12 protein-coding genes are annotated in these 11619 nt (G+C 74.8%); 4 read left to right on the top strand and 8 right to left on the bottom strand.

The features are described from left to right. Positions 1-136 precede the first annotated feature (136 nt). Complete coding sequence (locus tag ACFU9A_RS14155) at positions 137-895, bottom strand: SDR family NAD(P)-dependent oxidoreductase (RefSeq protein ID WP_430575919.1); 759 nt, start codon at positions 893-895, stop codon at positions 137-139. Between the two features lie 146 nt (positions 896-1041). Here ACFU9A_RS14155 and ACFU9A_RS14150 point away from each other — a divergent pair, with 146 nt between their 5' ends. Next, positions 1042-1707: a TetR/AcrR family transcriptional regulator gene (locus ACFU9A_RS14150; protein WP_430575918.1), complete on the top strand. Its 666-nt coding sequence runs from the start codon at positions 1042-1044 to the stop codon at positions 1705-1707. A 159-nt stretch (positions 1708-1866) separates the two neighbouring features. Here the strand turns inward: ACFU9A_RS14150 and ACFU9A_RS14145 are convergent, their stop codons facing one another. Together ACFU9A_RS14145 and ACFU9A_RS14140 are read right to left on the bottom strand one after the other, a co-directional pair. Continuing rightward, on the bottom strand, positions 1867-2622 hold the full coding sequence (locus ACFU9A_RS14145) for an SDR family oxidoreductase (RefSeq protein WP_430575917.1): 756 nt from the start codon (positions 2620-2622) through the stop codon (positions 1867-1869). A gap of 57 nt (positions 2623-2679) precedes the next feature. Beyond that, positions 2680-3549 (bottom strand): alpha/beta fold hydrolase, encoded by an 870-nt coding sequence (locus tag ACFU9A_RS14140; RefSeq protein WP_430575916.1) that lies wholly within the window; start codon positions 3547-3549, stop codon positions 2680-2682. An 88-nt stretch (positions 3550-3637) separates the two neighbouring features. Between ACFU9A_RS14140 and ACFU9A_RS14135 the strand changes: the two genes are divergently transcribed. After that, positions 3638-4306 carry a TetR/AcrR family transcriptional regulator gene (locus ACFU9A_RS14135; protein WP_430575915.1) on the top strand — a complete coding sequence of 223 codons (669 nt, stop codon included), beginning with the start codon at positions 3638-3640 and terminating at the stop codon, positions 4304-4306. Position 4307: 1 nt separating this feature from the next. Here ACFU9A_RS14135 and ACFU9A_RS14130 read toward each other — a convergent pair whose 3' ends face one another. From ACFU9A_RS14130 to ACFU9A_RS14110, 5 genes are read right to left on the bottom strand one after another with little or no spacing between them, the layout of a single operon-like run. Next, positions 4308-4784 carry a DUF1801 domain-containing protein gene (locus ACFU9A_RS14130; RefSeq protein ID WP_430575914.1) on the bottom strand — a complete coding sequence of 159 codons (477 nt, stop codon included), beginning with the start codon at positions 4782-4784 and terminating at the stop codon, positions 4308-4310. A gap of 34 nt (positions 4785-4818) precedes the next feature. Then, on the bottom strand, positions 4819-5766 hold the full coding sequence (locus ACFU9A_RS14125; protein ID WP_430575913.1) for a phosphotransferase: 948 nt from the start codon (positions 5764-5766) through the stop codon (positions 4819-4821). A gap of 35 nt (positions 5767-5801) precedes the next feature. After that, complete coding sequence (locus ACFU9A_RS14120; protein WP_430575912.1) at positions 5802-6494, bottom strand: DUF4241 domain-containing protein; 693 nt, start codon at positions 6492-6494, stop codon at positions 5802-5804. A gap of 36 nt (positions 6495-6530) precedes the next feature. Next, on the bottom strand, positions 6531-7262 hold the full coding sequence (locus ACFU9A_RS14115; protein WP_430575911.1) for an NUDIX hydrolase: 732 nt from the start codon (positions 7260-7262) through the stop codon (positions 6531-6533). Between the two features lie 4 nt (positions 7263-7266). Then, positions 7267-8715 carry a GuaB1 family IMP dehydrogenase-related protein gene (locus ACFU9A_RS14110; protein WP_430575910.1) on the bottom strand — a complete coding sequence of 483 codons (1449 nt, stop codon included), beginning with the start codon at positions 8713-8715 and terminating at the stop codon, positions 7267-7269. A gap of 181 nt (positions 8716-8896) precedes the next feature. On the opposite strand from ACFU9A_RS14110, the gene dxs reads away from it, so the two are divergent. Together dxs and ACFU9A_RS14100 are read left to right on the top strand one after the other, a co-directional pair. After that, the gene (gene dxs, locus ACFU9A_RS14105) at positions 8897-10789 is read left to right on the top strand and encodes a 1-deoxy-D-xylulose-5-phosphate synthase (protein ID WP_430575909.1); all 1893 of its coding nucleotides are present in this window, start codon (positions 8897-8899) and stop codon (positions 10787-10789) included. A gap of 81 nt (positions 10790-10870) precedes the next feature. Next, positions 10871-11536, top strand: a complete 666-nt coding sequence (locus ACFU9A_RS14100) for an HAD family hydrolase (protein WP_430575908.1) — start codon at positions 10871-10873, stop codon at positions 11534-11536. Positions 11537-11619: the final 83 nt, after the last annotated feature.

Raw genomic sequence — 11619 nt, 5'->3', positions numbered from 1 at the left:
GCGCCGTCGTGCTCAGGGGGTGCGGGAAGGCATGTCGCCAGGACGCCGATCACGACGCCCCGCCGCACTCTTGTCCCCGTCCCGGCCCGGCGGCACGGAACCGGGGTGGATCGAGGCCGTCCCTGCGCCCTTCCGGTCAGGGGTAGACCTGGACCTCGCCGCCGTCCACGAACAGCTCGCTGCCCGTGATGAAGCTGGACTGATCCGATGCCAGGAAGAGGACGGCGTTGGCGATCTCGGCCGGATCAGCGGTGCGTCGCAGGGGTGTGCTGCTCGCCATCTCGTCGAGGAACGCGCCCGCCTGCTCCGGGTTCTCGGTGAGGCCGCGGAGCCCTGGCGTGTCGGTGGGGCCGGGCACGATCGTGTTGACGCGCAGGCCGCGGTGCGCGAGCTCGGCGGCCCAGACTCGGCCGAGCTGCCTGATGGCCGCCTTGGTGGCGGAGTAGACCCCGAAGCCGGAGGTGCCGCGGTGCGCCGAGCTGGACCCTGTGAGCACGATGCTCCCGCCGTCGTTCAGCAGCGGGAGCGCCTTCTGGACCGTGAAGGCGGTGCCGCGCAGGTTGATCCCGAAGGTGTGGTCGAAGGCCTCGGGCGTGAGCGAGGCGAGGGGCTGTCTCGCTTCGCCGCCGCCGGCGTTCGCGAAGAGGATGTCGAGGCGATTCCCGTCCGCGGCGATCCGTTCGAACAGCCTGTCGAGGTCGTCCAGATCGGAGACGTCGTTCTGGATAGCGATCGCATGGTCGCCCAGCTCGTGGGCCGCGGCGTCGAGCACCTGCTTTCGGCGTCCGGTGAGGTAGACGCGCGCGCCCTCGGAGATGAAGCGCTTCGCCGCGGCGAACCCGATGCCTGTGCTCGCGCCGGTGACCAGGGCTGTCTTGTCGGTGAGCTGACCCATGGGTAGACGTCCTCTGCGATGTGGTGTGTGAACCGCCGGAGTGGGCGGGTGACCGGCGGCCGCGATGGCGTGCGGGCCAGTTGTTGACCGATTGGTCCACGATATTCTTGGTGGACCGATCGGTCAAGAATTGATACGGTGGGGCGATGTCAAGGCCACGACAGTTCGACGAGGACGCGGTGTTGTGCGCAGTCCGTGACCAGTTCTGGAACGCGGGCTACGCGGCGACGTCGCTCCAGGACCTCATGCGGGTCAGCGGCCTGGGTAAGGGCAGCCTCTACGCCGCCTTCGGGGACAAGCACCAGCTCTTCCTCCGGGTGCTGCGCCGGTACGTGGCGTCGCTCGACCACGCGGTGCGTGGGTCGATCGACTCGGCTCCACGCGCGGTGGACGCGCTGCGCTCGTTCGTGACGATGCCGGTGGGCGACCCCGCAGGGAGGGCTGCCCGGCGCGGCTGTCTGCTCGCCAACAGCGCCACCGAGCTGGCTTCTGCCGATCGTGTCGTCGCCGCGGAGGCGCGGCGAGCCTACGAGGGGATCATCGCGGTGCTGACCGAGGGTGCGCGACGGGCTCAGGTGGAGGGTGACCTGAGCGCCTCCATCGACCCCGTCGGCGTCGCGCGGGCGCTGCTGGCCACGCAGCAGGGCTTGACGTTCATGGGCCGCGCCGGGATGGATGTCGAGACGCTAGCGGCCACCGCTCGCGAGCTGGCAACCCAACTTCTACCCACCGTGGTCGACCGTCGGGACGGTACGAATCCGCCTCATGGGCCGGGCGGTCCCGCCGCCCCGGCTCCTGGCGCTCGGCGCTGAGCCGCCTCTCCGGCGGGAAGTGCAGCGCCGTCGGCAGCACCGTGAGCACGATCCGCCGCGGGGTCCGGTGTCTCTCGTCGACACCTCGACGACATCCGCACGACCGCTCGTTCGCCAGCTGAATTCGGCGTCGCCCGAGTCTCTTCGTCGTTCGCGCGATCAGCGGTTCGTGAGCCGGTCGGCGAGGTGCACGACTCCGAGCCGGGCGCCGGGGCCGGGCAGCAGCTCGTCGCCGGTCACGGCGGCGCCGAAGTAGGTCGCGTCGGGGTCGACGACGACGGGTCGCGGGTCGCCCTGCGCGGCCAGCCCCGAGGCGACGAACGCGGGCAGCCGCATGGGGTCCGGGCCGGCGAGCTCGAGCGTCGCGTCGGCGGGCCCGGCGTCGACGACGCGCAGCAGCTCGGCCGCGACATCGTCCTCCGCGACGGGCTGGTCCGCGACGTCGGGCAGCCGGACCTCGGGGCCGCCCGCGCCGTCGCGCGTGGACGCGTCCGCGATCCCGGACGCGAAGCCGAAGAACTGTGTGGCCGCCAGGACGGTGCACGGCCGCCCGGAGCAGGCGAGGAGGTCCTCCTGGGCGACCTTGGCCTGCAGGAAGCCAGCCCCGCGCAGGCGGCGGGCCCCGACGACGGACAGCAGGACGTGGTGCCCGATGCCCGCGCGCTGCCCGGCGTCGAGCAGCGTGCGGGTGCCCGTGGTGAAGAACTCCCGGGCGTCGTCGGGCGCCATGGAGGGCGAGCGAGAGACGTCGACGACCGCGTCGGCGCCCGCCAGGGCGGCGTCGACGCCGGTTCCCGTCACGACGTCGACGCCCGTCCGCCGCGACGCCACCACGACGTCGTCCCCGCGCGCCCGGAGCCGCGCGACGAGACGGGCCCCGATCCGCCCTGAGCCGCCGACGACCACCACGCGCACCGTGCACCTCCCGCGAGCCTGCCCTGGGCGGGTGGGGCCCCGCTCACCGTCTCACGCTCACCGTCTCGCGGTCGCCGGCCGGGGCGCCGTGACGTGCGCGACGACGGCGGCCACGACGGCGGGGTCGTCCAGCACGCGGGTGTGCCCGAGTCCTCGGGTGGTCAGGAGCTCGCTTCCCGGCACCGCCGCGCGCAGCAGCGGTGCGCCCGACGGCAGGGACATCCGGTCGTCGTCGTCCTGGACGAACAGCGTCGCCACGCGTGCCGGGACCGGGTGCCGCACGAGGTCGACCCGTGTACGGATGTCGCGCACGTCGCCGGGGAAGGTGCGTTCGACGTGGTCGCAGAAGCGGTCGTGGAGGCTCGCGGGCATGCCCACGAGCCGCAGAAAGGCTCCCGCCAAGGCGTCGAACCCCGTCATGGTGGCGACGGAGACGAACCGGTCGGCAGGGAAGCCGTCGGCGAGGGCGAGGCCGGCCGCGAGGCCGCCGAGGGAGTGGCCGACGACGGCGGTGAACGGCCCCTCGGTGTCGTGGACGGCGCGGATGGCCGCCATGTGGTCGAGGGCGGACATCCGGCGTCCGGTCGAGTCGCCGTGGGCGACGCCGTCGAACGACACCGCGGCGAGGCCGGCCTCGCGGAGCGCGGTGACGAGCGGGGCGAACCGGGACGCCCTGCTCTTCCAGCCGTGCGCGAGCAGGACGGCCGGGGCGTCCCGGTCGCCCCAGCGGTAGGTGACAAGGCGCTCGTCGCCGACGGAGACCGTGCCGCGCGCGGCGCGGTCGTGCACGGCGCGGTCGGCGGGACGCACCGGCGCGGGCGGCCCGAAGTGCCAGAAGGTGCGGGCGGCAAGGCGCACGGCGAGCGGGGGAGCGACGGCGGACAGCACGCGGAAGCCCGTGCTGACGGCGGTGGGGACGTAGGGCACGGCGGACTCCTGGGGGGAGGGCGGGACAGGAGGAAGATGAACGATCGTTCGCACACTAACACCGAACGAACGGTCGTACACTCATCAGGTGACCATCGAGACGCGGACAGACCCCTCGACCGCACCTTCGACGGACGGGCGCCGTCTGCGGGGCGACCGGTCGCGCCGCGCCGTCCTCGACCTCGCCGTTCAGGACGCCTCCGTGCGCGGCCTCGAGGCGCTCACCCTCGGGTCGTTGGCCGCGCGGCTGCCGGTGAACAAGAGCGGCATCGCGGGGCTCTTCGGCGGCAAGGAGGGACTCCAGCTCGCGGCCGTCGAGCACGCCCGGGGGATGTTCGTCGACGCGGTCGTCGACCCCGCCCGGGAGGCGGCGCCGGGGCTGTCCCGGCTGTGGTCGCTCGTGCGGCGGTGGTCGGACTACTCCCGACGGCGGGTCTTCGCGGGCGGCTGCTTCTTCCGGACGGTGGAGGTCGAGTTCGACACGCAGGACGGGTCCGTGCGCGACGCGGTCGTCGCCGCCCACCGCGACTGGACCTCCTACCTGCGCCGGCACGCGGAGCTGGCGGTGGGAGCGGGGGAGCTCGCGGCCGACACCGACGTCGACCAGCTCTCCTTCGAGATCACCGCGATGCTGAACGCCGCGAACGACGGCTCGCTGCTGCTCGGCGACGACGGCGTCTACGCCCGCGCGCTCGCGGCGGTCCGAGGGGCGCTCGAGGCCCGCGGCGCGGACCCGGCGGCCCTCGCCGCCGACTAGCTCACCCGGCCGGCGGCGCGTGCTCTGGCCCGTCGCCGCCCTCGCGTGCCCGGAGCCCGTACGTGCCGGCCGTGAGCGCGGCGTAGGACGCGGCGACGATCCCCTCCAGGACGTCGAGGTCCACCTGCGCGAGATCCTTGAGGTACAGGCACCCCACGCCGGTCGTGTGCGGGCCGAGGCGGGCCAGCGCGCCGGCGTGCGCCTCCGTGCCGTCGGAGAGGTAGACGACGGTCGCGGCCGCCCGCGGAGAGAAGCCGGCGGCGGCCGCGTGGCCCGTGCGGCCGCTCGCGTACGCGTAGCGGTACTCGCCGAAGCCCACGATCGACGTGCCGAACATCCGTGGGGGCTGCCCGGTGGCGCGCTCCATCAGGGCGAGCAGGGTCTGCCCGTCCCGCCGCCGCACGGGTCGGGCGACGGCGGCGACGAACGCCCGCGGGTCCGCGTCGGTCCAGGTCGTCGTCTGCGCGTCGCGGGCCATGGCCCGAGTCTGCCGCAGACGTCCGTGCCGCCGCTCAGGCGGCGCCGTCGAGCAGCGCGGCGAGGGCGTGGCGTCCGATGGGGACCATCCGGGGGTGCAGCTGTGGGTGGGCGAGCATGTTCGTCGCGAACAGCAGCGACCAGCCCGCCGCGCGCGCCCATGTCGCCTCGTCCCAGCCGCGGCCCGCGTTCGCGCGCGCCTGGATCTCGGCCCGGCAGGCGGCGCGCCCGGCGTCGTCGAAGCACAGCCATAGCGACCCCAGGTCGGAGGCCGGGTCGCCGGACGTCACGTCGCCCCAGTCGACGACGGCGGACAGCCGGGGCGGCCGACCGTCCTCGCCGGGCGCCACGACGAGGTTCGCGGGGTGCGGGTCGCCGTGGAGCCAGACGGGCGGGCCGTCGAACGCGCGGGCGTCCAGGGCGCGGTCCCAGAGGCGGCGCGCGGCCGCGCGGGTGGCCGCCGGGGCGGCGGCGAGGCGCTCGTCGAGGACCGACGGGTCGCGGGCCTCCGCGCGCTCGCCCAGGGGCACCCCGCGCACCGGGTTCGGAGGCGCGTCGTCCGGCGCGGGGGAGTGCACCGCGGCGAGGAGGCGGCCGAGCGTGGGCGCCCAGGCGACGCGGGCCGCCACGTCGGTGGCCTCCGCGCTCACCCCGCCCGCCCACGGCACCACGTGCCAGGACCACGGATAGCCGAGCGCGGCGCTCGGCCGGCCCAGCCGCACCGGCACCGGCACGACGACGTCGGGCACCGCCGCGCGCAGCCGTGCGGCCAGGGCGGGCAGCGCCTGCTGCTCGTGCTCGACCAGAGGTGCGGCCAGCGCCCGCCGCGGCAGCCGCACCGCGAGGTCGTCGCCGAGCCGCACCATGACGTTGTCCCAGCCGTGGGCGACGATCTCCAGCGGCCGGTCGGCCAGGTCGGGGTGCTGCTCGGCGAGCAGCGCGCGGGTCAGGGCGACGTCGACGTCGATCTCGGCGGCAGGCACCGGACCATCATCGCGGACGACCGTCCGCCCGGCGGTCAAGCCTCGGAGGGGTCGTCGTCCTCGTTCCACCACGGCTCGGCCGTGAGCACCTGGAGATCGATGTGCACCCCGGTGAGCGCGCCGTCGGCGTCGTGCGTCGTGACCACCGGGTAGAAGCCGTCGCCCCACCCCGAGTGGGACAGCACGACGTTCTCGCCGTCGGCGTGGGGGAGCGGCGCGTTCGCCGCCCCGACGACGAGGTGGTCGGCGGAGTCCTGCAGCGCGAACCAGGAGTCGGGGCCGCCGTGGTCGACGACCTCGCCGTACCAGTCGTCGACCGCCGCGGTCGCGGCCCGGACGGCCCGGGCGTCGGCGAAGCCGACCGTGCCGGCGTCGACGCCCACGCCGAACCACAGCGGCTCGCCGTGCTCGTCCGTCGTGCTGCGTCCCTCGGGGACGAAGGGCCGGACCTCGGCGTCGGGCGCGTCGGCGAGGACCACCGAGAGGTAGGCCTCGCGCAGGTGGCTGGCGTCCTGCTCCTGCGAGACGTCGGCGACCGTGACGCGCACGGGGTAGGCGCCGGCCGGTACGGGGACCTCCAGGCCCTCGCCGAGCGTCACGAACGGGTCGGAGGCCTCGAGCCTGCCGGACGGCACGTGCACCAGCCCGAGGTCGTGGACGGTCAGGGTGTAGGGCGTGCCCTCGGGGCGGCCCGTGCGCAGGGCGAGGAAAGGGGAGCCGGGTTCCATGGCGCGGACGCTAGCGGCCCCCGCCGACACCGTAGGTCAGAGCTCGCGCTCGCGGCCGCGGTCCCACGGCTCGGTCCACCCCAGGCGGTCGAACGCGGCGTCGAGGATCCCCGCCGTGAACCCCCAGACGAGGTGCGGCACCCCCGCGGCGTCGAGCACCTCGAAGCCAGGCCCTCGCCAGGTGCGGCCGCCGCGGCGCAGGACGGTCGTCACGCGGTGGTCGGGGTCCAGCAGGTCGGCCACGGGGGCGCGGAAGACGTGCGCGGACTCGGCGACGTCCACCACGCGCACCGGGGTGGGCCGCGCCCACCACCCCAGCACCGGGGTGACGAGGTGGTTGCTCACGGGCATCGGCAGCTGGGCGAGGGCGCCGAGCACCTCGACGCCGCCCGCGTCGAGGCCGGTCTCCTCGACCGCCTCGCGCAGCGCCGCGTCGACGGGAGTCTCCCCGTCCTCCGCCCGCCCGCCCGGGAACGCGACCTGCCCGGCGTGGGAACGCAGCGTCGACGCCCGCTCCAGGAGGAGCACGTCGAGGTCGTGCGCGACGGCGAGGGCCTGGGCGTCGTGGTCCGCGGCGAGGTCGTCCAGCAGCCCGAACAGCACGAGGACGGCCGCCGGGCGGGCGGCCGCGGCGTCCAGCTCGCCGCGCGCGAGGCCCCAGTCGCCCAGGAAGCCACGGTCGGCGGCGAGCTCCGCGAGCTGGGCGCGCGCGGCGTGGGCGGCGGGCTCCGCGCCCGCCGCCCCGCCCGTCCCGGGTGTCGTCGTCACCGGCTCACCAGCTCGTGGCGACCGGCATGCCCTCGGCGTACCCCGCGGCGGACTGGACGCCCACCAGCGCCCGCTCGTGGAACTCCGGCAGGCTGCGTGCGCCGGCGTAGGTGCAGCTCGAGCGCAGGCCGGAGGTGATGTCGTCCAGGAGGTCCTCCACGCCCGGGCGGCGCGGGTCGAGGTACATCTTCCCGGTGGAGATGCCCTCCTCGTAGAGCGCCTTGCGCGCCCGGCCGAACGCCGAGCCCGCCCCGGCGGTGCGGGCGGCGACGGCGCGGGCCGACGCCATGCCGAACGAGTCCTTGTAGAGGCGGCCGGTGCCGTCGTCGTGCAGGTCGCCGGGCGACTCGTACGTGCCGGCGAACCAGGAGCCGACCATCACCTGCGACGCGCCGGCGGCCAGGGCGAGGGCCACGTCGCGCGGGTGCCGCACGCCGCCGTCGGCCCACACGTGCTTGCCGAGCTCGCGCGCGGCCGCCGCGCACTCCAGCACGGCGGAGAACTGCGGGCGGCCCACGGCGGTCTGCATGCGCGTGGTGCACATCGCGCCCGGGCCGACGCCCACCTTGACGATGTCCGCGCCGGCCGCGACGAGGTCGCGCACGCCGGCGGCCGTGACGACGTTGCCCGCGACGACCGGCACGTCCGGCGACACCGACCGCACGGCCTCCAGCGCCCGCAGCATGGTGGACTGGTGCCCGTGCGCGGTGTCGACGACGAGCACGTCCACGCCGGCGTCGAGCAGCTCGCGGGTCTTGGCGGCGACGTCGCCGTTGATGCCGACGGCGGCGCCGACGCGCAGCCGGCCCGCGGCGTCGAGCGCCGGGCGGTACACCGAGGAGCGCACCGCGCCCTTGCGCGTGAGCACGCCCGCGAGGACGCCGTCGCGCACCACCGGCGCGAGGTGGATCTTGGCGGCGTGCATCCGCTCGAAGGTCGCCTCGAGGCCGTCGGCCTCGAGCTGGACGGCGTCGAGCGCGACGACGTCCTCCGACATCACCTGGTGCACCTGCGCGAACCGGTCCACGGCCGCGCAGTCACCCTCGGTGACGACGCCCACGGGCTTGCCGTCGGCCACCACGACGGCCGCGCCGTGCGCGCGCTTGCCCAGCAGGGTCAGCACCGTGGAGACGGTGTCGGTGGGCGCGACGACGACGGGCGTCTCGATGACGGGGTCCTTGGACTTCACGTCGGCCACGACGTCGGCGACGACGTCCACCGGGATGTCCTGCGGGATGATCGCGATGCCGCCGCGGCGGGCGACGGTCTCCGACATCCGGCGCCCCGCGACGGCCGTCATGTTCGCGACGACCACGGGGATCGTGGTGCCGGTGCCGTCGTCCGTGGCGAGGTCGACGTCGAAGCGGCTGGTCACGTCCGAGCGGGACGGGACCATGAAGACGTCGCCGTAGGTGAGGTCGGTGGTGGGCTGCTGCCCGTCGAGAAAGCGCACAGGTGTCCCCTGAGAAGTGTGCCGAGGGAGGTTCGTCCGTCCCTCGAACGCTCGCCGGCGGTCACGTGTTCCCGTCGGCAGGGTCGAAACTACCCCGTGCGACGCCAGGAGGTGTCGGGGGACGGCCTGTGGGACGCTGCGGACCGCCTATTGTGGTGTGGTTATGAACGGGGAGGAACGCATGAGCCTGCTGAGCAGCATCGGCTCGCCAGAGGACGTCCGACGGCTGACGCCGGAGCAGACGACGCAGCTCGCGGCGGAGATCCGGGCCTTCCTCGTCGACCAGGTGTCGCGGACCGGGGGGCACCTCGGGCCGAACCTGGGCGTCGTCGAGCTGACGATCGCGCTGCACCGCGTCTTCGAGTCGCCGCACGACACCCTCGTGTTCGACACGGGGCACCAGGCGTACGTGCACAAGCTGCTCACCGGGCGCCAGGACTTCTCCGCGCTGCGCAAGGTCGGCGGCATGTCCGGCTACCCGTCGCGCGCCGAGTCGGAGCACGACGTCGTCGAGAACTCGCACGCGTCGACGGCGCTGTCGTGGGCCGACGGCATCGCCAAGGCCAACGCCGTCCAGGGCCGACCGGACAAGCACGTCGCAGCCGTCATCGGCGACGGTGCCCTCACCGGCGGCATGGCGTGGGAGGCCCTCAACAACATCGCCGCCTCGCAGGACCGCCGCCTCGTCGTCGTCGTGAACGACAACGGCCGGTCGTACTCGCCCACCATCGGCGGCGTCGCGAACCACCTCAACACCCTGCGCACCACGCGCGGCTACGAGGCGTTCCTGTCGTGGGGCAAGCGCACCCTGCACCGCACGGGCGCCCCGGGGCGTTTCGCCTACGACTGGCTGCACGGGCTGAAGAAGGGCCTCAAGGACGTCGTCGCGCCGCAGGGCATGTTCGAGGACCTCGGCCTGAAGTACATCGGGCCGGTCGACGGCCACGACGTGGTCGCCATGGAGCACGCGCTGCGGCGCGCGAGGGCGTACGGCGGCCCGGTCATCGTGCACGCGATCACGGAGAAGGGGCGCGGCTACACGCCCGCCGAGCAGGACGTGGCCGACCGCTTCCACGCCGTGGGGCAGATCCACCCCGAGACGGGCCTGCCCGTCGCGCCGTCGCGGTTCGGCTGGACCAAGGTCTTCGCCGACGAGATCGTCAAGATCGGCCACGACCGGCCGGACGTCGTCGCGATCACGGCGGCGATGCTGCACCCCGTGGGGCTCGCGCCGTTCGCGCAGGAGTTCCCCGCGCGCACCTTCGACGTCGGCATCGCCGAGCAGCACGCCGCGACGTCCGCGGCCGGCATGGCGTTCGCCGGCCTGCACCCCGTGGTGGCCGTCTACGCGACCTTCCTCAACCGCGCGTTCGACCAGGTCCTCATGGACGCGGCGCTGCACCGGGCGGGCGTGACCTTCGTCCTGGACCGGGCCGGCGTCACCGGCGACGACGGCGCCAGCCACAACGGCATGTGGGACATGGCGATGCTGCGCATCGTGCCGGGCCTGCGCCTGGCCGCGCCGCGCGACGAGCCCACGCTGCGGGCCGCCCTGCGCGCAGCCGTCGACGTGGACGACGCGCCGACCGTCGTGCGCTACCCCAAGGGTGCCCTGTCCGACCCGCTCCCGGCCCTCGAGGAGCTGGACGGCGTGGACGTGGTCGCGCGGCACACGCCCGGCGCGGGCGCCGCGACCGCGGACGCCAAGGTGCTCGTGGTCGGTGTCGGCTCCATGGTGGGCACGGCGCTCGCGGCAGGCGAGTCGCTGGCGGCACACGGCCTCACGGTCGACGTCGTCGCGCCCACGTGGGTGCTCCCGGTGCCCGAGGCGCTGGTGAAGCTCGCCGGCGAGCACGACCTGGTCCTCACGATCGAGGACGGCGTGGTCGACGGCGGCGTCGGCGCCATGACCGCGCAGCGCGCGGGGGAGCAGGGCGTGCGCACACCGTTCGTGCACGTCGGGCTGCCCGTGGCGTTCCTCGACCACGCCACCCGCGACCAGGTCATCGGCCAGCAGCGGATGCGGGCCGAGGACGCCGTGCGCGACGCGCTCGCGGCGCTCGCCCGGCGCTGAGCCGACGCTGAGCCGACGCCGCCGGCCGTGGTCGGCCGAGACGCCGGGCGCGGCGGCGCCCGGGGTCGGTAGCCTCCCGTCATGATCTGGCTGCTGGACCTCGACAACACGCTCGTGGGTCGCGCGGAGGCGTTCGCGTCCTGGGCGATCTCCGAGGTCGACGCCGCGGGCGCGACCGCCGACGACCTCGCGGCGATCCTCGCGGCCGACGAGGGCGGCCACGGGTCCAAGGAGGCGCTCGCACGCGTGCTGATCGCCCGGCTCGGCTGGGACGAGGGCGTGCCGACCGCGATCGAGCGGTTCCGGGCGGGGATCCTCGACGGCGTCCAGCTCTACGACGGCGTGCTCTTCTCGCTCGACGTGCTGCGCGGCGCGGGCCACCGGGTGGCGGTCGTGACCAACGGGACGTCCGCCCAGCAGCGGGGCAAGATCGCGCGCTGCGGGCTGGAGGGCCACGTGGACGCGGTCGTCGTCTCGGAGGAGGAGGGCGTCGCCAAGCCGGACCCCCGCATCGTGGAGATCGCGCTGGAGCGTCTCGGTGCGGCGGACGCCGACCGGCGCCAGGTGTGGATGGTCGGCGACGCCGCCCATGCGGACGTGGCGGTCGGCCGCGCGGCCGGCACGCGCACGGCGTGGGTCTCCCACGGCCGGTCGTGGGACGGCCCGGACCGGCCCGACGTCGTCGCCGCGACGACGCGCGAGGCGATCGCCCTGGCGGCCTCCCCGCCCGGGGCTGTCCTCGACTGATCCGAAGGTGTCTGCGACGTCACAGCCCCTCGACCTCGCTTGTGAAGGCTTTCACGAATAGGCTGTGGTCATACCTCAGAAGG

The sequence above is a fragment of the Isoptericola sp. NPDC057653 genome, from assembly GCF_042799955.1.
Classification (GTDB): domain Bacteria; phylum Actinomycetota; class Actinomycetes; order Actinomycetales; family Cellulomonadaceae; genus Isoptericola.
The sequence above is the reverse complement of the archived record's forward strand: the minus strand, read 5'-3'. Positions and strand labels throughout refer to the sequence as shown.